This is a genomic window from Streptomyces sp. NPDC058274, from assembly GCF_042881375.1.
GTDB lineage: Bacteria > Actinomycetota > Actinomycetes > Streptomycetales > Streptomycetaceae > Streptomyces.
Genome location: NZ_JBHVXW010000003.1, coordinates 202,109 through 228,113, shown reverse-complemented (window position 1 = coordinate 228,113; position 26,005 = coordinate 202,109). Strand labels below are relative to the sequence as shown.

Here is a 26,005-nt window from a genome sequence, read left to right as displayed (position 1 = left end):
TTTCGGCTATAGACCGGCGCCCCACCCCCTGGGAAGCTCTCCCCGCAGCCGGACCGCCGCACTCCGCCACCAACGGATCCGGCCGGTTTCCTCCCTTCCGCCCCGGGGCACCCGCGCCCCATGGACCGAATGCGCGAGGCGGTGGACGGCCCGTCGCTGCGTGCCGCCGGCACCGGGGAGCCCGCGCCGCACGTGGCCCCCGGCACGCCCGAAGAGTGGCACGCGGCCCCCGGCACGCCCGAAGAGGAGACACGATGACCGACGCCCTCGAGCTCGACGCGCTGTGGGCCGAGTTCCACCGCGTGGTGAACATGACCTCCCAGGAGCTGGCGGCCTGGCTCCGGGTCCAGGACGCCGTCGAGGACGCCGAGCCCCCGCCCGAGCACGCGGGCACGCCCACCGGAGAGCACGTCCTCGGGATCCTCCAGAAACGCCGCACCGACCTGACCGAGGACGACATCAGCGTGATGTACGAGGTGGTGGACACCGTCACCGAGGAGACGGACGAGGAGCAGGACCGCGCGGCCGACGACGAGCGGCGCCGCCACCGGCTGATGACACTGGGCCACGACCCGCTCAAACCGCCTCAGTAGGGCGTACCCACGAGCGACGGACAGCGAGGTGCACCATGGGCGAGCGGCAGCGACGCGTGATCGAGGAACTCGTCACCTCCTACGGCCGAACGTACGCCGAGGAAGCGGGCATCACCCTGCGGAACACCCCGCAACCGCTGTACCGCACCCTTGTGCTGGCCTGTCTGCTCAGTGCGCGCATCCGCGCCTCCGTCGCCGTCGCGACCAGCCGCGCCCTGCACGACGCGGGGCTCCGCGACCCCCGCCGCATGGCCGACGCGACCTGGCAGGAACGGGTCGACGCGCTGGGCGCCGGCGGCTACCGGCGCTACGACGAGCGGACGGCCACCCAACTCGGCGACGGAGCACGGCTTCTGACGGAACGCTGGGGAGGCGATGTGCGCCGTATGCGCGCCGAGGCCGACGGTGACCTCGACCGGCTGCGCGGCCTGCTGCGGGAGGTACCCGGCATCGGACCCGCGGGGGCGGACATCTTCCTGCGCGAGGTCCAGCGCGTCTGGCCGGAGGCGGCGCCGTACATCGACGCCAAGGCTCTGTCGGGGGCGCACCGGCTGGGGCTCCCGGAGGACCCGGGCCGGCTCGCCGGCCTCTCCGGTGACACCGAACCGGCGGTGCTCGCGGCCGCGTTGGTCCGCGCCGCGCTGGACAAGCAGGTGGCCGAGGAGGTCCTCGGCAGCGTCCGGTGACGAGGACGTCCTCACGCACGCCGCGGCCCTGCTGCCCGCAGCCCTGCCCGCAGTACGCGGTGTCCCGAAGTTCTGCGTCAGTCCTCGGAGCCGGCCGCGCGGACGAAGAGGCAGAACGGATGACCCGCCGGGTCGAGCAGGACCCTGACGTCGTCCTGGGGCTGGAACTCGGCCGGAGTCGCCCCCAGGGTCACGGCACGGTCGACGGCCGCGGACAGGTCGTCGACCTCGATGTCCAGGTGGAGCATCATCTGCTGGGCGCCGGGGGCGGACGGCCAGCGCGGCCGGACGAACCCCGGCTCCGTCTGGAACGACAGGCCGGCCCCGCCCTCCGGCGGAGCGAGCGTCACCCAGTCGGGCTCGTCCGCCCGTACCGTCCAGCCGAGCAGGTCCCGGTAGAACGCCGCCAGCTCACGGGCGTCGGGCGCGTCGAGCACGGACGCGGACAGCGTGAAACGCGGTGGAGTCTCCACCCGGTCACGCTACTGGCAGGGACCCCGACTACGGAACGTGACGCTTCAGCGGGCGGGGCCTGCTCCTCCCCCCTTACGTTGGGCGGGCAAGCACCCCCCCCACCCAAGGAGAAGCCATGGTCGACAAGGGCGGTATGGACAAGATGAAGGGCAAGGCCAAGGAGATGACCGGCAAGGTCACCGGCGACCGCGAGCGCGAGGTCGAGGGCAAGCTCGAGCAGGCACGCGGCGAGGCCAAGAAGGTCCGGGGGAAGGTGCAGGAGCGAGCCCAGGAGACCGGCGACTCCATGAAGCGCGACCGCCACTGACGCCCCCGGTGGGGAGGCTCCCGCGAAGCCGGCGGCCAATGCCTCCCCACCGGCCCCGCGGAGCGAGCCGCGGACACCTCCCCACCGGTCCGGTGGGGAGGTCCGCTGTGCCGGACCGCGGTCGTCTCGAACCGGCGAGCCCAAGGGTGCCGGTGTGCCGCCCTCTTGACGGCACACGAGCCCAACGGCGCCGGTATGCCGCCCTCTTGACGAACACCGGCACCGGCTCTGTCAGGCGGCCGGCGCCGGGGACGCGTCGGCCTCGGCCAGTTGAGCGGTCAGGGTCGCGCGGGCGCGGGCCACTCGGGAGCGGACGGTTCCGACGGGGCAGCCGCTGATCTCGGCCGCCTCCGCGTAGGGCAGGCCCGTCAACTGGGTGAGGACGAACGCCTCACGGCGTTCGTCGGGCAGTGCGGCAAGCAGGTCGAGGAGTGCGATGCCGTCCTCGAAGCCGGGCAGGCCGCGCGGCTGCGCGCGCTCGGCGGTGGGCCGCCAGTCCGGCAGGTCGGCCGGCCGCGGCCGGGTGGCGGCGTACCGGAGGCTGTCGACCACGGCGCGGCGCGCGATGGACAGCAGCCAGGCACGCGCCGAGGAACGGCCCTCGAAGCGATGCAGGCTGCCGAGCGCGCGCAGGAACGTGTCCTGGGCGAGGTCGTCGGCGGCCTGGGGGTCCGCGGACAGATGGGCGACGTACCGCACGACGTCACGGTGCAGGGCACGGACGAAGCGGTCGACGGCGTCCGGGTCACCGCCGCGGGCGGCCAGCGCCCAGGCGGTTGTCGACTCGTCGCTCGATGCCGTTCGCCGGCCGGCGTCGCGCGGGGCGGGCAGGGCAGGAGTGATCACCTGGAGTCCTTCTCGGTCATCCGGGTCCGCACCGGCCGGCGCTCTCGCGAGGACGCGGTGGCACGTCGGCGTCATGGCGGGAGGGCGGCGGGCACGGTGGTCCGGCGCGGGGGGTGCGGCCGTACGCGGAGGTACGGCCGAAGCCCGAGGCACGCGGGCGGCACCTCGGGGAACCGGCTGTCTCAGACGACAGCGGTCCCCACGGGCGGGCCCCGGGAGGTGATCGCGTGAGCGAGCAGGAGCCGCCGCGGCACCCACCGCTCATGACCACGGCGTCCGCGGATCCGCGGACGGTGCGGCGGCGTGGGCAGGGCGAGCAGCAGCCGCAGGGGTGCCGCCAGCCGGCCGGCCACGGCCCGCAGAATACGGAAGACGGCGCGCTCGCCGTGCGCGAGCCAGAGGCCGCACAGCAGCGCGGCCAGCAGGTGGGCGGTGAGCATGCCGACCGAGGACATGCCGAACAAGGACATGGCCCCCATGCCGTGTCCCGGTTGCGTCATGGGGCCTGCGCCCATGTGCCCCAGATCCATGGCATCCATCGAGACCGCATGCCCGGAACCCATGTGCATGGCGCTCATGGGACCAGCGCCCGTGTCATCGCCCATGGAGCCCATCGACATGGAGCCCATCGACATGGAGCCCATCGACAAGGAGTCCATCGACATGGGGTCCATGCCTGCCGGGCCCGGAGCCCCGCCGGAGGACAGCGGCTGCGCGAGTGAGAACGCCGTGTGGAGCAGCCCTTGCGCGACGACCACCACGGAGACGATCAGCACCGGTCCGCGTTCCCGGCCGGTCAGACTCCAGCCGGCACCACCGGTCACCACGGCTCCCCCGGCCATCGCCCACCAGGGCACCGAGGAGCCGGACATCATGACGTGTCCGAGGGCGGCGAGCAGCACGCAGACGACCGCGAACACCGCGGCCCGAACCGTGCGAGAACCCCATCCAGCAGTCATGACGGGCCTCATCCTCGCATTCGGAGCTCGGGCGTCATGGTCGGGTACGGAAATCGACCTGTGCGTCACTCGATCCGGAAGGCGTGATCCGCAACAACCGTCAGAAGATGCCCTGTCCCGGTACCAGGACTCCGCGCGGGTCGTACGTGTTTCTCGCAGTGGCCAGCCGACGCCAGGTGGGGCCGAAATGCTCGCGCCAGTCAGCCCGGTCGAAGGGGATGGAGCCGACCGGGTACTGGGTGCCCCCGGCCGCGTGGACAGTGTCGTAAGCCGTGCGGTTGGCGGCAAGGAGACGGTTGACGGTCACCGTGTCATCGGGCGGGGTGGTGCGCAGGACGGCCAAGAGGTACGGCACCGGGTCGTCGGGAGTGCGCAGCAGCGGAGTGTGGAGCCGCTCGCGCAGCAGCGGGTAGACAAGGACGACGCCTGAGCCGAGATCGGCCGGGGTGAGGTCGTCCAGCACGGTGGTGACGAGCGCCTCTGCCGAACGCCCCGGCAGCAACAGGTTGAGCCAGGGGTGGGCGTGCGACCAGAGTCCCGCCTCCTTCAGCGCGGCGACGCCGGGGGCGAGCCGGTCGAGGAAGTCGTAGTAGGCGAGGTCCGACGTCTGAACCCCGGACGGGGTGTGCCGCAGCCCGCGCAACAGTGCGCTGTCGTCAGGGGCGGGACCGACGGGTGGTCCGTAGGCGACGGCTTCCAGGAGGTAGCCACGGAAGTCCCCGTTGGCGTCCGCGGTGACCTGGCCCTCGACATAGGCGAATCGGCCTTCCCGCACGAGCAGTCGCTGGTCGTCGAGGAAGGTCCGCAGGTCGTCGTACGGCAGCAGGTAGTGGCGCACGGTCTCGGGGGCGCGGACCAGACGCAGGGTGGCGCCGACGATGATGCCGCACTGGCCGAGTCCGGCGAGTACGGCGAGGAACAGGTCACGGTGGCGGACCGGGGAGCAGGTGACGAACTCCCCGGCGCCGGTGACGACTTGGAGTTCGGTGACGTTGTCGACCTGGGCGCCGTGCCGGTGGGTCTGGCCGCCGAGGCCGCCGACCGACAGCGTGCCGCCGACGGAGAGTTCGAGGTAGTCGGTGAAGGTCGGGGGTGTGAGTCCGTGGGCCGAGGTGGCCTTGGCCACGTCGCTCCACTTGGCACCCGCCCCGACTGTGACCGTCGTACTCCGGGGTCCGACCGAACCAATGGCGTCGAGCGGTGTGGTCTCGATGACCAGGCCGCCGTCGACCTGCGCCTGGCCACGGGTGGCGTGCCCCTGACCGCGTGGGGCGCACGGCAGCCCGTGTGCGTTGCAGAAGCGGACCATCGCGACGACATCCCTGACGGAACCCGGCCGCAGTACCGCGGCCGGACGCCGATGGACGATGTGACCGAAGTCGTCGGCGGCAGCGTTGAGCGACGCCTCGTCCGTATGCACAGTCCCGTCCAGCGGCGGGAGTTCGGTCAGCGGGCGGTCGGACGCGCCGACCGCCCAACTGCGCGTGAAGGGGTCCAGCCCGATCACCGCGGCACCGGTGGCCACGAGGCCGTGCAGTGCGGTACGTCGCGATGGCGTCCGGGGCATGCGCGCCTCCTGGGGCGGGGCCGAATGATGCGGGCAACGGCCGTCAATACTAGGCCCTGTCGTGCGGAGCAGGTCGGCTACGGACGAGAGCGCCCGCACCCCGGTACGATCAGCCGGACCGGCCCTGTGCCGGCGGGGTCGCGGGCCGGCTCCCCGCGGAGCGTGGGCCCCACGACAAGGGTGAAGCGGTCTGCCCGGGTCACGTTCCGGGCCGTACGACACACTTCACGAATCCGGCCGGTTTTTTGGCGAGTTGGCGGAATCCCGCGTCGAGGTCGTCCAGTGGGACCTGGTGGGTCAGCAGTGGCTCCAGGGTCAGCCGCCGGTCGGACATCAATTGCAGTCCCTCACGGAGTGCTTGGAGCTGTCGGTGGCGCTGGGGGGTGAAGCCGTTGACGATGGTGACGCCCCGGTACCAGAGCTCGATGTCCAGGGCGCGGGAACCGTGATGGTGGTAGCCGGCGATGCACAACACGCCGTGTTCCGCGGTGAGTTCACCGGCCAGCTGCAGACCCCCGGCCGATCCCGTGAGCTCGACGACCATGTCGAAGGAGCCGGGTTCGGCATCGGCGGGCGCGCATCCGGCGTGCGCGCCGAGACTGGTGGCGAGGGCACGGGCCTCGGGTCGCCGGTCGACGCCCACGAGATGAACCGGTGCGGCGGCCGCGGCCACTTGGACGGCGATCAGTCCCATGAAGCCCAGCCCGACGACAGCGACCCGCCGCCCCGGAGTCAGGCCGCATCGGGACAGCGCCTCGACCACGCAGGCCACCGGCTCGCCGAGGACGGTGTCGGCGTTCAGGTTGGCGGGAAGCGGGACCAGATCCCTGGCCGGGACGTGAACAGCCTCGGCGAGGGCCCCTGTTGCGAAGCCGGTGACGTATTCACCGACGGTCCATCCGTGGACCCCGGGGCCGATCGCGCTGATCTCACCGGACAGTTCGTGTCCCAGGCGGAGGGGCGTGCCTCCGTCGTGTCCTGTCCAGGCGGGCAGTTCGGAGGTGCACAGACCGCTCAGCACCGTACGTACGACGACTTCGCCGGGGCGCGGCGGGGTGTCGGGGCCCTCGACGGACTCACTCGTGCGGGCGGAGATCACTTGGGACCAGCGCATGTCAGTGGCCTCCGTTCAGTGCCAGGGTCAGGGCTCCGCGCGCCGGCGGGGCGGTGAGCAGATGCGGTGCGGTCCCCGGCAACGCGTCGGCGAGACGGTCGGTGACAGCGGTCCAAAGGCGCGGCCGGCCGGTGATGACGCCGCCGGCAAGGACGACGGTGTCGGTGCGGGCACCGCGCTCGGCCAGGCGTATCACCAGGTCGGCCAGAGCGTGGCCGCCCTGTGCGATGACGTCGCGGGCCAGGGCCGAGCCGTCGTCCGCCGCGTTGAAGACCGCGTGGGTGTGGCGCCCCCAGGTCTCCACGCCGCCGTCCCAGCTCATCGCGGCGGCCAGCGCCGGGAGGTCCGCCGCGCCGTAGGAGCTGAGCAGTGCCTTCGCCAGAGGATCCGCGGAGAGGTCGGTGCCGGTGTCGGCGTGGGTGAGAAGCGCGCGTGCGGCCTCGCGCACCAGAGCGGAGCCGGATCCCTCGTCGCCCAGGACCCACCCCCAGCCTCCCGCGGACAGCCGGACGCCGGTGTCGCGATGCCGCCCGACAGCGATGGAGCCGGTGCCCGCGACGACTCCGATGCCGTGCGCGAACCCGGCTGCCGGGACAAGGAGTTCGGCGTCGTTGACGACGGTCACCGGGATGTCGCCCAGCGCGGTGCGCATGGCTCCGGCGAGAAGTGCGCACTGCGCGGTGGTCTCGCAACCGTGGGCGCCGACGGCGACGCGGACGAACTCCGCGTCGCCGGCGATGGCGCTCAACCGGGCGATGAGCCAGTCCGCCGCCCGGTGGAGATCGCGGGTCTGCCAGTCGGTGCTCGGGAGGGTGACATCCTCGGTCACCGTGTGAGTGACGGCGTCGGCGAGGAGGATGTGGGTTTTCGTGCCGCCGATGTCGATGCCTACGACGATGGGCGTCATGCCCTGCGCTCCTCGGTCTCGGTGTTGCCCGTGCGGTACTTGAAGGGGGTCGGGGTCATCCGACGGGCTCCTCGCTCTTCGTGTCGGCGTGGTGGAAGACGAAGTCCTCGATGTCCACGCCACGTGCCTGGGCCAGCGCGCCCGCGAGGCGCTGCACGACGATCGTCTGCAGGACCGTGCGGACCGGCTGGGAGAGGTGACCGGGGATCGGGGCGACGTGGAGCAGGCCGGCGCCGGTGAGGGGTGCGCTGGTGAGGGCGAGGGTGGGGTGGCCCGCCTCGGCCAGCGTGCGGGCGAGGTCGAGTTCGCGGCCGTCCCCGACCGTGACGTGCAGGGTCCCGCCCGCCGACTCCATGGCGCCGTGCAGGTAGTTGCGGGTGGCCAGAGCGGTGGCGGGCACCCGGCAGACCTCGCGCAGCAGAAGCGCTCCGGCTTCCGTGACGCTGCGTGCGGCCCCGGAGGCGACCAGGTCCGCGGCGACCGTGTCGGCGGCTCGTACGGCGAACTCGTCGACCGTGGTGGCGATCGCCCGCTCCTGTTCCTCCAACAGCCCCGCGATGCCCGCCCATTCGGCGGTGACCTGTGCCGGCTGCCGGCCGGTGAGGGCTCGGGCGATCATCGTCAGCGCGATGAGCGTGCCCGTGTAGCCGACGGTGGAGGCGTAGCTGTCGGGTTCGCTGCCGAGGTCGATACGGTGCGCCGCACTCTCGGCGAGCGGCGAGGACGCCGCGTTGACCAGGGCGGCGCGGTGTTCGCGTGGGACCTGGTCGAGCGCGTCGAGTGTCTCGGTGCTGCGGCCGGACTGCGAAACGCCGATGACGAGGTCCGCGTCGGCGAAGACCGCCTCGGGCACGAGGTCACCTGCGAGTACGCGGCGGGCGGGCAGACCGTGCTCCTCCAGCAGCCGTACGGGCAGCGCGAGCGCGGCATGGCTCGCGCCGATGCCGGTGAAGACGGGACGCCGAGCCGCCGACATGCGGCTCGGTACGTCGAGTTGAGCGGCTACGCGGGACACGATCCGTGCCAGGGCGGCGGGTTGTGCCGCTCGGCCCTGGGAGTACGGAATGGTCCCTTCGGGAGCTGCGGGCACGGGAGTTCCTTTCATGGGGGCGCCCCGATGTCGGCGCCGGGTTGCGACTGCGGATGGCGTCAGGTGCCCGACGGGCGGCACGCGGCCGGCTTGGTGTACGAGACCCGCGGCTCGCGCTGTGAGACGTACGAAGGGTCGGAGGTGGGCGGAAGGCGGACATCCGCCCAGCCGGCACACGGGTGCCTGGTGCCGGGACGGTGATCAGCCCGCTGCGCCGGCACTTACCGTTCGCACGTCGCAGGAGGGCATCGCCTCAGGCTGACCCGCCCCGTGCGAACGACGTCCGCAGCCGGTACCGGTCACCCCGATAGGTGATGGTTGTGATCAGCACGACCCGCCCCTTGGCGTCCGTCATCGCCGACTCCATGACGAGCACCGGATCACCGGGAGCCATGTCCAGGTGCGGAGCGAGGTCGGCGGGACAGCCGCGCGACTCGACCATCGACTCGGCGTTGACGGGTTCGGATCCGGTCGCGGTCAGTTCGTCCAGCATGGATGCGTGGGCGAAGTCGACGTGCGCCAGGCCGGGGGCCAGGTTCAGCGGGACCCGCGAGGAGTCGACGCCGATGGGCAGCCCGTCGAGCATCCGGACCCGGTCCAGCCGGAAGAGTTCCGTCCCTGCGGCCACCCCGAACTCGTCGCCCTCGTCGAGCGTGGCCGGGCTGACGTCTGCGCTCAGCACCAGCGAGGAGGGCGTCAGACCCTTGCGGCGTGCGGTCTCGCTGAACGACTCCAGGAAGTTGGGCCATTCCCGGTCGGTGCCGCCGTGTTCCGCGACGTACCAGCCGCGGCCGTGCGAGGACCTGAGCACCCCCTTCTCGACCAGCTCACGCAGGGCGCGCCGCAACGTGACACGGCTGATGCCCAGTTGACCGCAGAGCTCACGCTCGGCGGGAAGGCGACGTCCGGCCGGGAGCGAACCGTCCTTGACCCGCTGCTCGATCGCCGCGACGGCCTGGACCCACAGGGGTTCGTGATGGTCCGCGGCGATGGGCGCCAAGGTGTCCTCAGGCGTCGTGTTCACCGTGTCCTGACCTTCCCTTTTTCCTGCAGCTTTTCCTGCGGTGTCGAATTCGCGTGGGTTCCGGTCCGTTGTTCGCTTCCGGTCCATTGTTCCATTCGGGCGCCCCGTTTCATCCGGCCAGTCGGTCGAAGGCCGCATCGAGTTCCTTGTCGGTACGCCGGCGCCCGGGATCGCCGTCGAACCAGTCGACGATGCCGACGGCGCCCCGGCGGAAGGGCGTGCCGGGCGTGAACTGCGGGAGCAGCCGGTGGAGTTTGCTGTTGTCGTAGATGAGGGAATGCCGGAAGTCCTCCGTGAGTACGGTCCCCATCCACGGGATCTCGCGGCCGATGTCCTCGCTGGAGCGGTGCACGAGCAGCGGTTCGACGCCGGCGGCGCGGGCCAGCGTCGTGTGGATGCCGTCCCAGGTGAGGAGCTCGTCCGAGGTGATGTGCAGGGATTCGCCGGTGAGCCGGTCGTCGCCGAGCAGCCGGGTCAGGGCGTGGGCGAAATCGCGGGCGTGCATCAGGTTCCACAGCGAGGTGCCGTCGCCGTGCACGACGGTGGGCAGTCCGCGTCGCCAGCGGTCGATGGCCGTCCAGCCCGCGAGGAGGGGCACCACCGTCTCGTCGTAGACGTGCGCGGGCCGGATGATCACCGCGGGGAATCCGTCCCGGTGGTAGGCGCGTTCCAGGGCGTCCTCGCACTCCAGCTTCAGCCTCGGGTAGTCGAAGTCCGCGGCGCGGCGGGCGGAGGACTCGTCCACGGGGAGGCGGGGCGCGGGACGGGCGTAGACCGAGCCGGTGGAGATGAAGACGTACTGTCCTGTCCTGCCGGTGAAGCGGGCGACGTCGGCGGCGATGTCGTCGGGGTGGTAGCCGATGAAGTTGACGACGACGTCGAAGTGCTCGGTCTCGGCGAGCGCGGTGTCCATCGCGGCGCCGTCGCGGACGTCTGCCTGCAGGTGCCTGACCTGAGGCGGGACGGGTCGGCGCGTGTCACGGCCCCGCGTGACGATCGTCAACTCGACGCCCTGCCCGGCGAGGTCGGATACGCAGGCGGCGCTGAGGACGCCGGTGCCGCCGAGGAAGAGGACGCGCATCGTGGAACTCACCGCTTTCCGCGGGCCAGGCCGCGCCCGACCAGATGGGTGTAACTGCGGCCGAGGAGTTCGTACATGTCGTGGTGGGAGCGGTCCATTTCCACGATGTTCCAGCGCACGGCCGGGTTGGCGCGGGCGGCGGCCTCCACATCCACGACTCCTTCGCCGAAGGGCACCATGTGGTCGTCCATGCCGCGCGCCGGCCCGTCCTTGAGGTGGACGGAGAGGAGACGCTCGCCGAGCGACGCGGCGAGTGCGGCTGGATCGACGCCCCCGGTGTGGGCCCAGTAGGTGTCGAGCTGGAGGAGCACGGCGGGGTCGAGCGCGTCGAGCAGGATGTCGTACGCGGTACGGCCGTCGAAGACGTTGCGGAACTCCGCGAAGTGGTTGTGGTAGGCGATGGTCAGGCCGCGAACGGCGGCGTTCGCGGCGGCGCGGTTGATGCGCTCGGCGCCGCGATGGAGGGCGTCGAGAGTCGTGAACTCCTCGGGCTCCAGGCTCCACACGAGAGTGCCGGCGCCCAACGCCTCGTAGGTGTCGAGGATGTCGTCGGCGTCCTCGCCCACGGGGAAGGGGGCATGGGCGCTGCACAGGACCAGACCCAGGGCGTCCAACTCGGCGTGTACTCGGGCGGGTTGGTGTCCGTACAGGCTGATCGTCTCGACCGCCGGATATCCGAGTGCCGCGACCTTGGCCAGGACGCCCAGCAGGTCGTGGGCCGCCTCGCTGTGCAGCGACCACAGTTGCGCCGCGATCACGGGCGGCGGGGACGTGGTCATGCGCGGTCTCCGATCGTGCGCCCGTTGCCCAGCGGCCAGCGGGTGGACCAGCTGTCCACGCTGTCCACGTCGTCGAGCCCGGCGGCCCAGAGTGCGGCCTGTCGCACCAGCTGCCGGAAGCCGGGGCTGCCCCAGGCGCGCGGGTCGTGGCCGAGTGCGCTGTAGCAGACCCGGCCCGCGCCGTGCTCGCGCACGTAGACGAGCGGTTCGGTGTAGCCGTCGGGCCGTTCGCGGTCGGCGAGGACCTGTACGTCGTCGGCGTACTCCAGGACGTAGTACTCGTCGTCGATGGCGAAGTCGTCCAGGTGGCGGGTGACGGGGTGCTCGGCGCGGATCCGGACGTCGAAGCGGCCTTCGGAGCCGGAGTCGCCGTGGGAGAGGTATCGGGACCCGATGAGTTCGTACGCCGTGCGGTCCGCGTCGAGGCCGCCCTCGCCGAAGCCGAAGAGGTTGCTGGCGTGCAGCACGACGAGGCCCTTCCCGGCGGCCACCAGGTCGGCCAGTGCCTTCTGCTGGCGCGGCTCGAAGACGGTCGACGAGCGGTACAGGACGTACACGTCGGCTTCCGCGGTGGCGGGCATCGGGTCGGTGAAGCGGTCGAGGCCGACGGCGCGCGCCGTGGACAGTCCGGCTTCGGTGACGATCTCCTGGAGCGCCAGGGCGGCGCCGATGAGGTCGTGGTGGAGGTCGGTTCCCTCCACCACCACAAGGGCCGAGGCGGAGCCTCGCAGTTTCATCCGGGTCCTTCCTGGGGACGGCCGCGTGCGGGGCGCGGCCGTGCGGTGCGGTTACGCCTTCTGTGCGGACTCGGCGTACTCCTTGGCCATCCGGTCGCCGCCGTTCTGCTTCCAGGTGCGCACGGCGTCCTTGAGGCTGGAGGCGGGTGAACGGCCCAGCGTGACCGCGGTGATGGCGTCCTTCATCTGCTGTTCGAGGGAGGCGCCCTTGGTGTCGTACGTCGCGGAGTAGAGGTGGGCGGCCGGATTGGGCAACAGCAGCGGTGCGGCCTTGGACTGCCACGCGTGGTACATGGCGTCGACGCCCGGGGCGCCCTGTGGGTCGCACAGCACCTGGGGTCCGCCCGCGATGTAGGCGAAGCCGAGGTCCTGTTCGCGCTGACCCTGCTTGCTGAGGACGGGGGCCTTGTCCTTGACCGTGTAGTCACTGCCCTTGACGCCGTAGCTGAGGACGAAGGACTCCTGCGAGCCGAAGGGGGAGGCGAGGTAGTCCAGGACGCTCAGGAAGCGGTCGATCCGCTTCTTGTCGCTGGTCTTCTTCAGCATGGTGATGGCGTAGGCACCGGTCCCCTGCCAGTAGGTGGCCTTGCCGCCGTCCTTCTCGAACGGGGGGATCATGCTGAACTTGACGTCGTGGTCGTCGAAGGTGATACCGACCGAGCGGTTGCCGTCGACCATGACGGCGATCTTCCCGGCGCGGAACAGAGCGCCGCGCTGCACCTCGCTCATGGTCGCGGTGTCGGGGTGGAAGTAGCCCGCCTTCTTCAGGTCGGCGACGGCGGAGACGGCGGGTATGAACTGCTCGTGCTCGAAGTGGGAGACGAAGCTGCCGTCGCCCTTCTGCGTCCATCGGTTGGGCACGCCGAAGATCATCATCATGTTCTCGACGGTCTGCATGTCGTTGACGACGCCGCAGAACGCGTAGACGCCGGCCTTGTGGTCGGTGACGGCCTTCGCCATCTCCTTGAACTCGGCGAGCGTCTTCGGTTCGGGGTTGGCCCCGGCCTTCTGCAGTACGTCGATCTTGGCGAAGAGCTGGCTGGTGAACGGCGGGTCCGACTTCGGGACGGCGTAGAGACGGCCGTTGAGGTAGCCGTTGAGCCAGCTCGCCTCCTGGATGCCGGCGAGATTGGGGTACTTCTTCACCGCGTCGCCCGACAGGTATTCGCTGAGGTCGGTGAACTGGGCCTGGGCGAGCTGAGGCAGGCGGGACACGTTCATGCCCATCGGCACGGACACGACCTCGGGCAGGTCGTTGCCGGCGACGAGTGCGGGGAACTTCGTGCCGAAGTCGGCGTACGGCACTCTGAGCGGCTTGAGCTGGAGGTCCAGCTCCTTGTTCAGCAGCTGCCAGTAGACGTTCTCGCCGAGCGACGGGGCGGGCTGCCCGTAGGTCATGACCAGGAACTCGAACTCCTTGCCGTCGCCGGGCGCCTGCTTCACGGTGCGTGCGCCGTTCAGCGGGAAGGAGGCGTAGACGTCCATGACGCCTTGCGCGGTGCCGGGCAGGAGGGGCTTCGGCTTGTTCGCCGGCTCGACGTAGGTGGGGATGGGAACGGCCTTGCCGGCGGGGGCGGCGCTCACCCCTGTGCCGTTGGAACACGCGGTCAGCGCGGACAGCGAGGTGGCGCTCAGCGCGGTGAAGGCGGCGCCCTTGAACAGGGTGCGGCGGCTGAGCTGGGGGTTGATCGGCATTCTGTCTGTCTCCTAGCCCTTGATGGCCCCGGTGAGCATGCCTTTGGACATGTGCTTGCTGAGGAAGGGATACGCGCACAGGATCGGAAGCGTGGCGACGACGACCAGCGCCATCTGCATGGCCTGGGCCGGCGGCAGGTCCTGGACCGCGGTGTTCTGCGAGGTCGTCGCGACGCTGCTCGCCAACACGAAGTTCCGCATGACCAGTTGGAGCGGCCACTTGTTGGAGTCATTGAGGTAGAGCAGCGGATCGAAGTAGTTGTTCCAGTAGCCGACGGCGATGAAGAGGCCGACGACCGCGATCACCGCCTTGGACAGCGGCAGCACGATGGACGCGAAGATGCGCCACTCCCCCGCCCCGTCCATCCGCGCGGCGTCGAAGAGTTCCTGCGGGATGGCCTGGATGAAGCCCCGGACGATCACGATGTTGAAGGCGCTCACGGCGCCGGGGATGATCAGCGCCCAGTAGGTGTCGAGCATGCCGAGCTGCTTGACCATCAGGTAGACGGGGATCATGCCGGGCGCGAACAGCAGCGTGAGGAGCACGAAGGACAGCAGACCGCGCTGGAAGATCGCCCCCCGGCGGCTGAGGCCATAGGCGGCGAGGACGGTACAGACGAGGCTGAAGGCCGTGCCCACCCCGGTGACGCCGACACTCACCACGATCGAGCGGGCGACCCCGGTTCCGTCGAAGATCTGCCGGTAGGCGGCGAAGGACACGCTGGTGGGCCACAGTACGTAGCCGCCGTTGGCGTCGATCTGCTGTCTGGTGGCCAGACTGGTGGAGACGACAGTGAGGAACGGGAAGATCACCACGGCGGCGATCAGGAACAGCGCCAGGCCCTTGAGCGCGAGCGCGATCGGCTTTGGCTTGCCCTGCCACACAGGGCGGTGGACGAAGGAACTCATCGCCGGTAGATCCCTTCCTCGCCGAAGCGGTGGGCGAGCTTGTTCGCGGCGAGCACGAGGGCGAGGCTGACCACGCCCTTCAGCAGCCCCGCGGCGGTGGCCACGCCCCAGTTGCCGTCCTGGACACCGTTGAAGTACACGTAGGTGTCGATGACTTCGGCGGCTCCAGGGCCGACCGCGTCGCGCTGCAGCAGGATCTGCTCGAAGCCGACGGTGAGGGCGTCGCCGAGCCTGAGGATCAGCATCAGGATGATGATGGGGCGCATGCCCGGCAGCGTGACGTGCCAGAACCTGCGCAGCGCGCCGGCGCCGTCGATGGCGGCGGACTCGTACAACTGCGCGTCGATGGCGGCGATCGCGGCGAGGAAGACGATGGTTCCCCAGCCGGCGTCCTTCCAGATGGCCTGCGAGGTGAGCAGGAGCTGGAAGGTGCTCGGGTCCGACATGATGCCGATGCCGCTCATCCCGTGGGTGACGAGGATGCGGCTGATGATCCCGCCGCCGCCGAGCATCTGCTGGAACAGGGCGACGATGATCACCCAGGACAGGAAGTGCGGCAGATAGATCACCGACTGCACGAAGCTCTTCACCGCCGGCATCGCCACCGAGTTGAAGAGCACGGCGATCAGGATCGGCACGGGGAAGAACAGAAGCAGTTGGAGGAAGGTGATCTCGAAGGTGTTGCGCAGGGCGCCCCAGAAGAGGTCGTCCTGGAAGAGCGAGGTGAAGTTGTCCCAGCCGACCCACTGCGACTGGGTGAAGCCGAGGAACGGCACGTAGTCCATGAACGCGACGACACTGCCGAGCAACGGTATGTAGGTGAACAGCAGCAGGACCAGGACGGCGGGGGCCGTCATCACCAGCAACGGCGAGTCCTGGCGCAGGCGCGTGACGAAGGACTTGGCGCGAGCCGCGCGCGACGTCTTCCCGGCCTTGTTGTGCGGTCCGGTCTTCTTGTGCGGTGGGGAGTGAGCCGGCCGGTCCTGCAAGGACTCGGCCGGGCGTGACTGCGCGGCGGCATTGACGGTCATAGGGACCTCTCGACACTGGGAACTGCGCAGATACCAGAAGAGTTTGGGGAACGTACCACTTGAACCAAAGCAATACAACAAGTAGCGTCGCGGCGGGACTTGAACGACGATCACCCTTCACCGGCGACAGTTGGGACCCGTCTTGGACGCCTTTCGAGCTCTGTTGCCCCGCCCCAAGAAAGCCCAAATCAGCGCCGGTCACTGCACGTTGACAGCCGACGCGACCATCGAAGGGGCCCACTCACCGCTGGCCGGAGCCATGCTGCGGAGCTTTCTCTCCGAACTGCTCCATGGCCCGATGTCAGGCATACCAAGCAATACCACTGAGTACACACAGGTATTACTCACGGACGGGGCGGAGGGCTACGGCCCCGGGGCTCACACCCTGCGTATCTCATCCGCCCGGGTCGAGATCACGGCGGGTGACACCGAGGGGGTCGCGAACGCCCTGACCACGCTGCGCCAGTTGCTGCCCGACGCGGTGCTCCGTCGCGCGGCCACCCCGCCACCCGACGGCTGGCGGGTGCCCTGCGGGGTCATCGAGGACGAACCCGTCTTCGTCTGGCGCGGCGCCATGCTCGACGTCGCCCGTCACTTCTTCCCCAAGCGGACGATCCTGCGCTACGTCGACCTGCTGGCCGCCCACCGCTTCAACCGCCTGCACCTGCACCTCTCCGACGACCAGGGCTGGCGGGTGGAGAGCCGCCGCCACCCCGAGCTGCACACCACCGGTTCCTGGCGCACCTCCACCCGGCTCGGCCCCGACGGCCCCGACGACGGAACCCCGCACGGCGGCTACTACACCCTCGACGACCTCGCGGAGATCGCCGGCTACGCCCGGCTGCGCGGCATCACCCTCGTCCCGGAGATCGACGTGCCCGGGCACACCTCCGCCCTGCGCGCGGCAGCACCCCAGCTCGGCCGCCCCGGAGAGCCGCAGGCCGTGCTCGACACGGTGTGGGCCGGCGGCACCTCGATCGCCCCGGTCGCGCTCAGCGAGACCTATCTGTGCGACGTGCTGGCAGAGATCGTCGAGGCGACCGGCGCACCGTACGTCCATCTCGGCGGGGACGAGTGCGCGATGGACTGGTGGGCCGAGGATCCCGAGGTGGCAGCGGCGATGGCGGCGGCCGAATGCGCCGAACCACGCGAGATGCACGGCCATTTCCTGCGTTCGCTCGGCCGCTTCCTGGCCGGTCTCGGCGTACGGATGATCGTCTGGGACGAGGGATACGTCACCGGAGGCGTACTGCCCGACACGATCGTCATGGCCTGGCGGGGCGACGAGGCCGCGGGGCGGGCCGCGACCACCCACGATGTCGTGCGCTCCCCGCTCTTCCCGACCTACTTCAACTTCGACCAGTCGGACCTCGACGCCGAACGCCGGTCGGAGGGCGGCCCGATCACCCTGACCGACGTGGCACACTTCGCGCCCGCCCCGGCCGCCTGGTCCGAGCAGCGGCGGGCCCACGTCCTCGGCGGGCAGTTCCAGATCTGGACCGAGTGGGTGCCCGACGAGCGGTACCTGGACTATCTGGCCTTCCCGCGCGCCTGCGCGCTCGCCGAAGTCCTGTGGTCGGGCGGCATCCCGGACGCCGCCGACTTCGACGCCAGGCTCGTACGCCAGCTGCGGCGGCTCGACGCGCTGGGCGTGGAGTACCGGCCACTCGCCGGTCCCCACCCGTGGCAGACCGGCGGCACCGGCGTATGGAAACGCTCCTCACCCGGCCGGATCGAGGAAACCCGCAAGTGGCTCGACTCCATCTCCGACCAGCCCTGACAACCGGCCTTCGCATGACCACAAGACCGGAGAGAGTCCCGTGACAGACATCCTGATCAGCCATGTCGGCTACAACACTGCTGCGTCCAAGAAGGCGATCGTGCTGCTCAACACCCCGGGCACGGAGGCGGAGTTGCCTGCCACGGCGACTCTGGTCGGCGAGGGCACCCGGCGGCAGCTGCCGGTCGGCCCGGTGGAAGCCGTCGACCGCTGGTCCGTCGGCTCCTTCCGCCGGATCGACTTCTCCGAACTGCGCACCGCAGGCACGTACCACATCGAGTACGGCGCCGATCGCTCCGCCGACTTCCGCGTCGACGCGTGCCTCCTCCAGCAGAGCACGCTCTCGGACGTCCTGTACTACTTCCGCTCGGTCCGCTCGAGCGGCGCCATCGACCGCAAGGACCGCCACGCCCGCTTCTACGGGGACGATTCGGGCCGCACGGTCGACGCGCGCGGCGGCTGGCTCGACGCCTCGGGCGACTTCAGCAAGTTTCTCAGCCATCTCAACTACACGCGCATGATGAATCCGCAGCAACTCCCCTTGTGCGCCTGGGCGTTCATGGAGACGCGGGACACCCTCGCGGACCGACAGCCGCGCCTGCACCGGACACTCGGCGACCGTCTGCGCGACGAGGCGCTGTTCGGGGCCGACTTCCTGGTCCGCTTCCAGTCCCCGGAGGGCTACTTCTACACCGCGATCTTCGACGCCCTCACCAAGGACCTCGACGAGCGCGTCATCAACGCCCCGCTCCAGGAGTGCGTGCGCACCCAGCGCTGGCAGGCGGCCTACCGTCAGGGAGGCGGCCTCGCGATCGCCGCCCTGGCCCGCGCCGCCACACTGGACGACCACGGTGACTTCGACAGCTCCGCGTACCTGACCGCCGCCCGCCGCGGCTTCGAGCATCTGGAGCAGCACAACAAGGAGTACTTGTACGACGGCGAGGAGTCCGTCATCGACGACTACTGCGCCCTGCTCGCAGCCGTGGAGCTCGTACGCGCGGGCACCGGCGAGCCCGATCCCGTACTCCTGGCCGCCGCCGAGCACCGCGCCGCCTCCCTCGCCGACCGCTACACCGACTCGGGACACGGATTCGGCTATCTCGTGGGCGATGTGACGGGGCGTCCGTTCTTCCACGCCGCAGAATCCGGACTCCCGGCCGTCGCCCTGCTGCGCTTCGCCGACATCTGCGCGGACTCCCCCCTCGCCCAGGCCGCTCGCACCACCGCACTCTCCTTGATGCGCGACGCGGCCACCCTCGCCGACGAGGTGGCCAACCCCTTCGGCTGTGTACGCCAGTACGTGCAGCCGACCGGCTCCGCGCCGCGCACCAGCTTCTTCTACCCGCACGACAACGAGACCGGGTACTGGTGGCAGGGCGAGAACGCCAACATCTGCTCGGTGGCCTACGCGGCCCAGCTGGCCGCCGAACTGCCCGACTGTCCGCCGGAGTTGCGCCCTCGGCTGCTGCGCCTGGCGGAGGACCAACTGCACTGGGTGACCGGCCTCAACCCCTTCGACGCCTCCATGATCAAGGGGATCGGACGCAACACCGTCGACTACCACCCGGACTATCCCAACGTCCCCGGCGGCATCCTCAACGGCATCACCTCAGGCTTCGAGGACGAGCACGACATCGCCTTCATGCCCGAGCACCACCGGGACACCGGCAACAGCTGGCGGTGGACCGAACAGTGGATCCCGCACTCGGCCTGGTTCCTGCTGGCCTCGGCGGCGGCCCGATGACCGCGGTCCCACATTCCTTCGGTCCAGCCGTCGTACGCCCTTTCCATCCGGCCGACCTGCCCGGCATGTACCGGGTGTGCCTCAGGACCGGCGACTCGGGACGGGACGCCACGCCGCTCTACCGCGACCCCGATCTGCTCGGCCACGTCTATGCCGCTCCCTATCCGGCCGCCGACCCCGCCCTCACCTTTGTCGCCACCGACGAGCAGGGTCTCCTCGGATACATCGTCGCCACGGCCGACACGTACTCCTTCGAGGTGTGGCAGGAAGAGCACTGGTGGCCCGGTCTGCGCGCCCGCTACCCTCCCGCGCTCGCCGTGGACCCGGGGGACAGGACGCATGACTGGCGCCGCGTGGACCATCTCCACCGGACCCGGCCGCACCGTCACGACCTGTACGTCCGCCACCCCGCGCACCTGCACATCGACATCCTTCCCCGCGGCCAGGGCAGGGGGCTCGGCCGCCGCCTGGTGAACGCGCTGACCGCCGCCCTGCGTGGCAGCGGCGTACCGGGGCTGCACCTCGGCGTGGGCAGCGGCAACCCGGGGGCCCGCGCCTTCTACCTGACGGTCGGCTTCACCGAGCTCAGCCGCCAGGAATGGGGCTCACAGATGGTGATGGCACTGGACTGAAAGCCGCCGAGATCCGTCGGACCAGCCTGGCCCGCGAGCAGCGTGACCGCCGTCAGCGGAGTCATGGCCGGGCGCGCGCCCACGCCGTCCGAGTGCGGGCGCGGGGCAGGTTCGTTCTCGCTCACAGCGCCGCCGCGCGCCGGCCCCGTCGCGCCATGGGCGCGGCCGACGCGCGGACCGCGCCGAGGACCGTCATGGCCTGCATTGCGCGCGTACGTCAGCCGAGGACCGTCATGGCCTGCGTTGCGCGTACGTCAGTGGCACGCGGGCCCGTCGCCGTGACCGCGTCCGTTGCTGTTGCGCGGCACGTCCAGGGTGGGATTGCGGTCGAAGAAGCCGACGGGCCTGAGCGTGAAACCCGTGTGGTCGACGGGCATGACGGGCCAGTCCTCGGGGCGCGGGAAATGGGTGAGCCCGAAGGTGTGCCAGAGCACGATGTCCTCGCCGTCCACGCTGCGGTCGGCGGCCGTCCAGGCCGGCAGCCCGGCGCCGCCCGGGTGCTGGTTGACCAGGTCACCGGCCGGATAGCGCTCGTCGTCGGCGTGCCGGGTGACCCAGAGGTGCTTGGTCGCGAAGGCCGCCCGCTCGGTGACCGACGCCGAGTCGTCGGCCAGCAGGGTGGGCAGACCCTCGGGCATCAGGGCGTAACCGACCGGCTGCCCAAGGCGGTTGGTCACGTCGGGGTTGACGATGTGCCAGACCCGGCCCTTGCTGCCGTCCGCCTGCCGCTGCGCCCGGCTCTCCGCGCCGAGGCGGGTGACCTGGCGGGCGAAGGCGTTGCCGTACGGGTTCTTCTCGCTGATGGGGATGCGGACCGCGTCGACCTCGTCGACCGCGTTGCGCTGCCCGTCGACCGCCATGTCGAGGCGGGCCGAGAACAGGTGCTGGTGGAAGGGGGCACCGAGGCCGGGGGCGATCTCGGTGGCGAACTCCCGTCCCTGCTCCGAATATCCGGAGGTGAAGACGACGCCGGTCGCCTTGGCCTCGCACTCGATGGTGCCGTCCAGGTAGAGGTACCAGTAGAAACCGTAGTCGTAGTTGCCGACGGTGGTGAAGAAGGAGATGACCATCCGGCGCTGGCGGCGGGTCTCGTCGGAACCCGCGAAGAGGTCGCTGTGCTTCCACAGCACCCCGTGGTCCTCCTCATGCATGCAGATCGCGTTGCGGATGACGGACGGCTCACCGAGCTCGTCGGCGATGGTCACGTCCGTGTAGTGGATCTCACCCAGGCAGTCGCAGCCCAACTCCAGGGAGTTGGTGTACCGGCCGAAGAGGTACTCGCCCTGGTCGAAGTAGTTCTGCCAGAACCGTACGGGAGAGGCGTCGGCGTACGGGACGACCATTTCGGCGATCGAGGCACGGTGCACCACCGATCGGTCGCGCCCCAACTCCCGGTCGTAAAAGGATATCTGATGAAGCGTCAGCCCCTCGCGGACGTTGAAGCCGATGCGCAGCGACCAGTTCTCCCAGCGCAGCAGCCCCTCCTCGACGGTGAAGGAGACACCCTCGGGCTGCGTGATCTCGATGGGCTTGAGGGTGGTGCGGGCCGGCCCGGTGTACTCGGGGTCCTGGAAGTTGCCCGACTCCTTCGGCACGGCGAGGAGTTCATGGTCGATGATCTCCATGACGGTGCGTGCGGTGAGGTCGACATACGCCACCAGACCGTCCACGGGGTGGGCCCACGGGTGGTCCTGCTCATGGTCCTGATGGAAGCCGAAGCTGCGCACGATCCGCCGGCCTGTCTCGCCCTCGTATCCGTAGTGCCCCGCCGAAAGCGGGCACGCGCGTACGGTCCCGGGAGTCAGGCCCCGCCTGGCGAGCGCCGCCTGCCAGCCCTCGTCGACGTCGAGGATCTCCTGACAGATCTCGAACTCCGAGTCCAGAATGGGCAGTTGACCGGCTACCGAGGTGTCGATCTTCTCGAAGCTGTCGATCGCTCCGCGGGTGACGGAGACAATCGTGTCGTACGAGTCGCCGTTCGCGCGGTCGAGCAGCATCACCCGCAGCCTTCGGTCCACGGGACCGCCGGGGGTGAAGGCGAGCAGGTCGGCCTTGGCGGGCTCCTCGGGGCCGACGAAGACGAACCGGATGTCGCCACCGAGGTGTCCGGCCGCCTCCAGTACGGCGCGCGCGGTGCGTATCTCGTCGGCGGTGAGCAGCGCGAGGGGGTGGCTGGTCGTCATGTGTGCCCTCCTGGGACGGGGACCGGGGCCGGCCTGGGGAATGTCAGGTCACGCGGAGACAGGCAGTTCGGCGGGGACGGTTCCGCGGTGCCTGCGGGCCCAGCCGAACACGAAGGCGGCAGCGAGCAGGCCGAGCAGCGCGGATGCGAACGCGGCCGAACCACCGATCAGCAGGGGAAAGTTGAGCAGCGTCAGGACAAGGAGCACAAGGAGGCCCGCGCCACCGAGTGCGGGCGCCCAGAGAGTCTGCCAGCGGCGGGTGTCGCTGCGCGTGCGGCGGAAGTAGACCACCACCGCCACGCAGGTGAGCAGCATCAGCACGTCGACTCCCACACTGGCGAGGCCGCCCATCCAGGTGAAGACCTCGGTGATCGGGTCCATCCCGGCGAGGGCGAACACCGCGATCAGCACGACCGCGCTGCCCGACTGGGCCAGCGACGCCGCATGCGGCGAGTGATGGCGGGCGTGGGCGCGGCCGAGGCCGGCGGGCAGCGCACCATGGTCGGCGAGCGAGTGCACATAGCGGGCGATGACATGGTGGAAGGAGAGGACACAGGCGAACAGACTGGTCACGAACAGCACTTGGGCGAGGTGCTCGGCGGGCGAGCCCAGATAGCGGTGCACGGTCGTCATCAGCATGCTCTCCGGATCGCGGCGCGCCTCGGCGACCGCCCCCTTGTCACCCCAGGCGGAGATCAGCGCCCAGCTGGAAAGCGCGTAGAAGACTCCGACGAGAGCGAGGGCGAAATAAGTGGCGCGCGGGATGGTGCGGTCGGGGTCGCGGGCCTCGCCGCGGAAGACGGCGGTGGCCTCGAAGCCCAGGAATCCGGCGATGGCGAAGGTGACGGCGAGTCCCGGCGCTCCCGAGGTGAGCCGGTCGGGGCTGATCAGCGCGGTGGACAGGCCGTGCTCGCCGCGCACCAACACCGCCATGTTGAGCACGAGGACGATGCCGACCTCGCCGGCCATCAGCACACCGAGGATCCTGCCACTGAGGTCCACCTGGCGGTGGCCGAGCACACCGACCACCAGGGCGACCGCTCCGGCCCAGGCCCACCAGGGCAGATGAGGGCAGCCGTACGACTGGACGAGACTGTCGAGCGCCACCCCGATGTACCCGTACACCGCCGCCTGGATCGCGGTGTAGGTGACGAGCGCGAGGTAGGCGGAGCCGAGCCCCGCGCGCCTGCCGAGGCCCTGGTCGACGTACGCGTAGAACGCTCCCGCCTCCTTGACGTGTCGCGCCATCGCGCAGAAGCCGACCGCGAAGAGCAGCAGGACCACACAGCACACGACGAAGGCGGTGGGGAAAGCGGCGCCGTTGCCGAGGGCGATACCGAGCGGAACGCTGCCGCCGACGACGGAGAGCGGGGCGGCGGCCGCGAGAACCATCAGCACGATGGAGGCCGTGCCGAGGGAGCCGCGGAGGGCGGGCGGTACGGTCGCGGTGGGCGGGCTCGCCGTACTGGTCATCGCGGGCTCCTCTGCGATCGCGGGTGCCGGAAGCGGCTTGTGCCGCAGTCTCAACAGCGCGCGTTGCCGGGCCGTCACGCGTCGGTGAAAGCCCCCCGCACACCGAACGGGAGAGCGCCGCGTCCGCTTTCCCGTTCCGGAACACGCCCCGGCGATCTGCCGCTCATGCGGCCGAAACAGAGCGGTCCTACCGTGCGCCTCGGCACCACCGGCACCAGGGCTCGGAAGGGGCGGTTGATGAGCGTCCACGGCACGGCTGCTCCTCCCCTGCTGCGCGGCCGTTCCCCCGTCGGCGGGCTCGACCGGCGCTCGCTCGGCCCGCTACCGGTCCTCGCCCAGTCGGTCTCCGCCGTCGCGCCGACCGCCGCGATGGCGACCACCCCGGGTCTGGTCAGGGCGGACACCGGCGTCTCGGCCGTGTGGTCGGTGGCACTGGCGACGGTCCTCGCGCTGCTGGTCGCCGCGTGCGTACGGACCTTCTCGCGCCGGATGGCCGCACCGGGCGCCCTCTACTCGTTCACCGCCAAGGGGCTGGGTCCGGCCGCCGGGTTCTGCTGCGGCTGCGCGCTCCTCATCGGGTACGGGGTGCTCGCGATGGGTGCCCTGATCGGCTCGGGACTGTACGCAGAGCAGTTCCTGGCCCGTCTGGACATCTCGCCCGGACCACCCCAACTCCCGGTGGCGGCCGTGGTGTTGGGGGCCGGGATCGTCGTCGGGTGTTTCCTCGTGCGGGGCGTGCGCCTGTCGGCGGGGCTGGCGCTCTGCCTGGAGGCGGCGTCGATCGTCCTGGCGCTGACGTTCTTCGCGGTACTGCTGGTGCGTCACGGCGCTCATCCCGATATGCGGCAGCTCACCCCGCCGGTCTCCGCGCCGGGTCCCGTGGTGGCCGGGGCGCTGCCCGCCTTCGCCGCGTTCATCGGCTTCGAGAGCGCCGCCGCGCTGGGCGCCGAAACCCGGCGGCCCTTCCTGACGGTGGGGCGGGCGGTGCGGTGGACCGTGGTCTGTTCCGCCGCACTGTTCCTGCTCGCCGCCTACGCCCAGGTCCTCCCCACGCCCAGGCAGACCTCGGTCCGGCTGCCGGCCCTGCTCGATCTGGGCGTCTCCCTCTCCTTCTTCGCCTGCGTCATGGCGTCGGGAACCGCGCTGGTGCGGCTGCTGTTCTCGATGGGACGCGAACGGATGACGCCGCGCCGCCTGGGCCGTACCCACCCCACCCACCGCACCCCGCACATCGCCATCGCCGTGGTCCTGCCGGTCCTCGTCCTCGTCCCACTGGCGTTCATCGCGGCGGGTGCGGCACCGCAGGTGCTGTTCGCGCGCCTGGTGAACCTCTGTGTGTACGGATTCCTCACCGCGTACGCCCTGGTGTGCCTGGCCGCCCCCGTCTTCCTGCACCGCATCGGCGAGCTGACCCGCGGCCCGGTGGCCGTCGCGGTGCTCTGCGTGCCGTCACTGCTCGCCGTCCTGCTCGCCCACGCGGCGACCGGCGGTGCCCTCGTCCCGTCCGTCTTCGTGGCGCTGATGGCGGCGGGGACGGCCCGGTTCCTGTGGATGCGCCGGCGCGATCCGGGGAGTGTCGGGGCGATCGGCGTGTACGACGAGACGAGCGTCGCCGACGTGTTCCCCGGGCCGCCCCGGTGAGCGGGGAGACGCTGCCTCTCAGCGGCCGCCAGCCCCGCGCCGTACGCAACGCGCTTTCGGTACTTCAGCAGGTGGCCCGGGCAGGGCCCGGGGTCACCGCCAAGGAGATCTCGGCGGCCCTGCGCCTCGCGCCCGCGACAACGTACCGGCTGCTGAACGTGCTGGTGGAGGAGGAGTACCTGGTGCGGATGCCGGATCTGCGCGGTTTCGCGCTGGGCCGCAGGGTCTCAAGCCTGGCCGGACCCCGGCCGGCACACGAGGTACCCGCCGCCGCGCATGCCGTGATCGCCCGGCTGCGGGACCAAGTGCGCTTCGGCGTCCATCTGGCCGGTTTCACCGAAGGTCTGGTCCACCTCACCGACCCGGACCCGGACCATCCGCCGGCCGACGGCGGCCTGCTGGCGGAGCTGGCGCGCATACGCGACGACGGGCTTGCCGTACGCCGCTTCGCGCTCGGCCCGCACCATGCATGTCTGGTTCAGCCGGTCCGCAGCGCCGCGAACGGACGGCTGGCCGCTGCGCTGGCGGTGTGCGGGGCGGCCGGCCGCCTCGAAGCGCCCGACGACCGGCTCGTACACCAATTGAAGCTTTCAGCCGAGGAGTTGGCGCTCCTCGTGGTGTGAAGCTCTCCCAGGCGCGGTGAGGGGCGGCAACTTTATCCGCTGCGGGTGGCCGGCCGAGCCTCCGGCTGCCCGGGAACCTGCCGGGGATGTGCGTCACTCCCGCGCAGCTGCGGCTGCCCTGCTGAGCGGG

25 protein-coding genes are annotated in these 26,005 nt (G+C 70.6%); 9 read left to right on the top strand and 16 right to left on the bottom strand.

Annotated elements, in window-relative coordinates:
* The first annotated feature begins 120 nt into the window (after positions 1–120).
* From ACFVYF_RS08300 to ACFVYF_RS08290, 3 genes are read left to right on the top strand one after another with little or no spacing between them, the layout of a single operon-like run.
* Positions 121–258, top strand: coding sequence for a hypothetical protein (locus tag ACFVYF_RS08300; protein ID WP_389452690.1), 138 nt, complete (start codon positions 121–123; stop codon positions 256–258).
* Complete coding sequence (locus ACFVYF_RS08295) at positions 255–593, top strand: DUF3140 domain-containing protein (protein WP_389452687.1); 339 nt, start codon at positions 255–257, stop codon at positions 591–593. The genes ACFVYF_RS08300 and ACFVYF_RS08295 overlap by 4 nt, the downstream gene beginning before the upstream one ends.
* 35 nt (positions 594–628) lie before the next feature.
* Entirely contained in the window at positions 629–1,279 is a 651-nt protein-coding gene (locus ACFVYF_RS08290; protein WP_389452685.1) for an endonuclease, read from the top strand.
* Between the two features lie 77 nt (positions 1,280–1,356).
* On the opposite strand, the gene ACFVYF_RS08285 is transcribed toward ACFVYF_RS08290, so the two are convergent.
* Positions 1,357–1,752 carry a VOC family protein gene (locus tag ACFVYF_RS08285; protein ID WP_389452682.1) on the bottom strand — a complete coding sequence of 132 codons (396 nt, stop codon included), beginning with the start codon at positions 1,750–1,752 and terminating at the stop codon, positions 1,357–1,359.
* Between the two features lie 116 nt (positions 1,753–1,868).
* Here ACFVYF_RS08285 and ACFVYF_RS08280 point away from each other — a divergent pair, with 116 nt between their 5' ends.
* On the top strand, positions 1,869–2,060 hold the full coding sequence (locus ACFVYF_RS08280) for a CsbD family protein (RefSeq protein ID WP_389452679.1): 192 nt from the start codon (positions 1,869–1,871) through the stop codon (positions 2,058–2,060).
* A 231-nt stretch (positions 2,061–2,291) separates the two neighbouring features.
* Here the strand turns inward: ACFVYF_RS08280 and ACFVYF_RS08275 are convergent, their stop codons facing one another.
* The 13 genes from ACFVYF_RS08275 to ACFVYF_RS08215 all read right to left on the bottom strand — a co-directional run bounded on the left by ACFVYF_RS08275 (position 2,292) and on the right by ACFVYF_RS08215 (position 15,799).
* The gene (locus ACFVYF_RS08275; RefSeq protein WP_389452676.1) at positions 2,292–2,906 is read right to left on the bottom strand and encodes a sigma-70 family RNA polymerase sigma factor; all 615 of its coding nucleotides are present in this window, start codon (positions 2,904–2,906) and stop codon (positions 2,292–2,294) included.
* 182 nt (positions 2,907–3,088) lie between these two features.
* Positions 3,089–3,865 carry a hypothetical protein gene (locus tag ACFVYF_RS08270; RefSeq protein ID WP_389452674.1) on the bottom strand — a complete coding sequence of 259 codons (777 nt, stop codon included), beginning with the start codon at positions 3,863–3,865 and terminating at the stop codon, positions 3,089–3,091.
* 100 nt (positions 3,866–3,965) lie between these two features.
* A complete protein-coding gene (locus tag ACFVYF_RS08265; protein WP_389452672.1) occupies positions 3,966–5,432 on the bottom strand; it encodes an FAD-binding protein in 1,467 nt (488 codons plus the stop codon).
* 199 nt (positions 5,433–5,631) lie between these two features.
* Complete coding sequence (locus ACFVYF_RS08260) at positions 5,632–6,546, bottom strand: alcohol dehydrogenase catalytic domain-containing protein (protein WP_389452669.1); 915 nt, start codon at positions 6,544–6,546, stop codon at positions 5,632–5,634.
* 1 nt (position 6,547) lies between these two features.
* On the bottom strand, positions 6,548–7,453 hold the full coding sequence (locus ACFVYF_RS08255) for an N-acetylglucosamine kinase (RefSeq protein ID WP_389452666.1): 906 nt from the start codon (positions 7,451–7,453) through the stop codon (positions 6,548–6,550).
* Between the two features lie 55 nt (positions 7,454–7,508).
* A complete protein-coding gene (locus ACFVYF_RS08250; protein ID WP_389452663.1) occupies positions 7,509–8,543 on the bottom strand; it encodes an SIS domain-containing protein in 1,035 nt (344 codons plus the stop codon).
* A gap of 253 nt (positions 8,544–8,796) precedes the next feature.
* Entirely contained in the window at positions 8,797–9,567 is a 771-nt protein-coding gene (locus tag ACFVYF_RS08245) for a GntR family transcriptional regulator (RefSeq protein ID WP_389452660.1), read from the bottom strand.
* Between the two features lie 109 nt (positions 9,568–9,676).
* Entirely contained in the window at positions 9,677–10,660 is a 984-nt protein-coding gene (locus ACFVYF_RS08240) for an NAD-dependent epimerase/dehydratase family protein (RefSeq protein ID WP_389452657.1), read from the bottom strand.
* Positions 10,657–11,427 carry a sugar phosphate isomerase/epimerase family protein gene (locus ACFVYF_RS08235; protein WP_389452654.1) on the bottom strand — a complete coding sequence of 257 codons (771 nt, stop codon included), beginning with the start codon at positions 11,425–11,427 and terminating at the stop codon, positions 10,657–10,659. Before ACFVYF_RS08235 ends, ACFVYF_RS08240 begins: the two co-directional genes overlap by 4 nt.
* Positions 11,424–12,164 carry a ThuA domain-containing protein gene (locus ACFVYF_RS08230; RefSeq protein ID WP_389452651.1) on the bottom strand — a complete coding sequence of 247 codons (741 nt, stop codon included), beginning with the start codon at positions 12,162–12,164 and terminating at the stop codon, positions 11,424–11,426. The genes ACFVYF_RS08235 and ACFVYF_RS08230 overlap by 4 nt, the downstream gene beginning before the upstream one ends.
* A gap of 51 nt (positions 12,165–12,215) precedes the next feature.
* Complete coding sequence (locus ACFVYF_RS08225; protein WP_389452648.1) at positions 12,216–13,859, bottom strand: hypothetical protein; 1,644 nt, start codon at positions 13,857–13,859, stop codon at positions 12,216–12,218.
* Between the two features lie 12 nt (positions 13,860–13,871).
* The gene (locus ACFVYF_RS08220; RefSeq protein ID WP_389452645.1) at positions 13,872–14,768 is read right to left on the bottom strand and encodes a carbohydrate ABC transporter permease; all 897 of its coding nucleotides are present in this window, start codon (positions 14,766–14,768) and stop codon (positions 13,872–13,874) included.
* Positions 14,765–15,799 carry an ABC transporter permease gene (locus tag ACFVYF_RS08215; RefSeq protein WP_389452642.1) on the bottom strand — a complete coding sequence of 345 codons (1,035 nt, stop codon included), beginning with the start codon at positions 15,797–15,799 and terminating at the stop codon, positions 14,765–14,767. The genes ACFVYF_RS08220 and ACFVYF_RS08215 overlap by 4 nt, the downstream gene beginning before the upstream one ends.
* 130 nt (positions 15,800–15,929) lie before the next feature.
* Here ACFVYF_RS08215 and ACFVYF_RS08210 point away from each other — a divergent pair, with 130 nt between their 5' ends.
* From ACFVYF_RS08210 to ACFVYF_RS08200, 3 genes are read left to right on the top strand one after another with little or no spacing between them, the layout of a single operon-like run.
* Positions 15,930–17,579: a beta-N-acetylhexosaminidase gene (locus ACFVYF_RS08210; protein ID WP_389452639.1), complete on the top strand. Its 1,650-nt coding sequence runs from the start codon at positions 15,930–15,932 to the stop codon at positions 17,577–17,579.
* A gap of 40 nt (positions 17,580–17,619) precedes the next feature.
* Positions 17,620–19,323 (top strand): glycoside hydrolase family 9 protein, encoded by a 1,704-nt coding sequence (locus tag ACFVYF_RS08205; protein WP_389452636.1) that lies wholly within the window; start codon positions 17,620–17,622, stop codon positions 19,321–19,323.
* A complete protein-coding gene (locus ACFVYF_RS08200) occupies positions 19,320–19,955 on the top strand; it encodes a GNAT family N-acetyltransferase (RefSeq protein ID WP_389452634.1) in 636 nt (211 codons plus the stop codon). The genes ACFVYF_RS08205 and ACFVYF_RS08200 overlap by 4 nt, the downstream gene beginning before the upstream one ends.
* A gap of 254 nt (positions 19,956–20,209) precedes the next feature.
* Here ACFVYF_RS08200 and ACFVYF_RS08195 read toward each other — a convergent pair whose 3' ends face one another.
* Both ACFVYF_RS08195 and ACFVYF_RS08190 read right to left on the bottom strand, forming a co-directional pair.
* Positions 20,210–22,138 carry a primary-amine oxidase gene (locus ACFVYF_RS08195; RefSeq protein WP_389452631.1) on the bottom strand — a complete coding sequence of 643 codons (1,929 nt, stop codon included), beginning with the start codon at positions 22,136–22,138 and terminating at the stop codon, positions 20,210–20,212.
* Between the two features lie 48 nt (positions 22,139–22,186).
* Complete coding sequence (locus ACFVYF_RS08190) at positions 22,187–23,611, bottom strand: APC family permease (RefSeq protein WP_389452628.1); 1,425 nt, start codon at positions 23,609–23,611, stop codon at positions 22,187–22,189.
* A gap of 237 nt (positions 23,612–23,848) precedes the next feature.
* On the opposite strand from ACFVYF_RS08190, the gene ACFVYF_RS08185 reads away from it, so the two are divergent.
* Both ACFVYF_RS08185 and ACFVYF_RS08180 read left to right on the top strand, forming a co-directional pair.
* Entirely contained in the window at positions 23,849–25,252 is a 1,404-nt protein-coding gene (locus tag ACFVYF_RS08185) for an APC family permease (RefSeq protein ID WP_389452625.1), read from the top strand.
* The gene (locus ACFVYF_RS08180; protein ID WP_389452622.1) at positions 25,249–25,875 is read left to right on the top strand and encodes a helix-turn-helix domain-containing protein; all 627 of its coding nucleotides are present in this window, start codon (positions 25,249–25,251) and stop codon (positions 25,873–25,875) included. Before ACFVYF_RS08185 ends, ACFVYF_RS08180 begins: the two co-directional genes overlap by 4 nt.
* The last annotated feature ends 130 nt before the right edge of the window (positions 25,876–26,005 follow it).

Excerpts from the sequence above, each read along its gene's own strand:
- ACFVYF_RS08300 (WP_389452690.1), top strand. The coding sequence starts at position 121 with ATGGACCGAATGCGCGAGGCGGTGGACGGCCCGTCGCTGCGTGCCGCC.
- ACFVYF_RS08295 (WP_389452687.1), top strand. The coding sequence starts at position 255 with ATGACCGACGCCCTCGAGCTCGACGCGCTGTGGGCCGAGTTCCACCGC.
- ACFVYF_RS08290 (WP_389452685.1), top strand. The coding sequence starts at position 629 with ATGGGCGAGCGGCAGCGACGCGTGATCGAGGAACTCGTCACCTCCTAC.
- ACFVYF_RS08280 (WP_389452679.1), top strand. The coding sequence starts at position 1,869 with ATGGTCGACAAGGGCGGTATGGACAAGATGAAGGGCAAGGCCAAGGAG.
- ACFVYF_RS08270 (WP_389452674.1), bottom strand. The coding sequence starts at position 3,865 with ATGACTGCTGGATGGGGTTCTCGCACGGTTCGGGCCGCGGTGTTCGCG.
- ACFVYF_RS08265 (WP_389452672.1), bottom strand. The coding sequence starts at position 5,432 with ATGCCCCGGACGCCATCGCGACGTACCGCACTGCACGGCCTCGTGGCC.
- ACFVYF_RS08260 (WP_389452669.1), bottom strand. The coding sequence starts at position 6,546 with ATGCGCTGGTCCCAAGTGATCTCCGCCCGCACGAGTGAGTCCGTCGAG.
- ACFVYF_RS08255 (WP_389452666.1), bottom strand. The coding sequence starts at position 7,453 with ATGACGCCCATCGTCGTAGGCATCGACATCGGCGGCACGAAAACCCAC.
- ACFVYF_RS08235 (WP_389452654.1), bottom strand. The coding sequence starts at position 11,427 with ATGACCACGTCCCCGCCGCCCGTGATCGCGGCGCAACTGTGGTCGCTG.
- ACFVYF_RS08230 (WP_389452651.1), bottom strand. The coding sequence starts at position 12,164 with ATGAAACTGCGAGGCTCCGCCTCGGCCCTTGTGGTGGTGGAGGGAACC.
- ACFVYF_RS08225 (WP_389452648.1), bottom strand. The coding sequence starts at position 13,859 with ATGCCGATCAACCCCCAGCTCAGCCGCCGCACCCTGTTCAAGGGCGCC.
- ACFVYF_RS08220 (WP_389452645.1), bottom strand. The coding sequence starts at position 14,768 with ATGAGTTCCTTCGTCCACCGCCCTGTGTGGCAGGGCAAGCCAAAGCCG.
- ACFVYF_RS08215 (WP_389452642.1), bottom strand. The coding sequence starts at position 15,799 with ATGACCGTCAATGCCGCCGCGCAGTCACGCCCGGCCGAGTCCTTGCAG.
- ACFVYF_RS08200 (WP_389452634.1), top strand. The coding sequence starts at position 19,320 with ATGACCGCGGTCCCACATTCCTTCGGTCCAGCCGTCGTACGCCCTTTC.
- ACFVYF_RS08195 (WP_389452631.1), bottom strand. The coding sequence starts at position 22,138 with ATGACGACCAGCCACCCCCTCGCGCTGCTCACCGCCGACGAGATACGC.
- ACFVYF_RS08190 (WP_389452628.1), bottom strand. The coding sequence starts at position 23,611 with ATGACCAGTACGGCGAGCCCGCCCACCGCGACCGTACCGCCCGCCCTC.
- ACFVYF_RS08185 (WP_389452625.1), top strand. The coding sequence starts at position 23,849 with ATGAGCGTCCACGGCACGGCTGCTCCTCCCCTGCTGCGCGGCCGTTCC.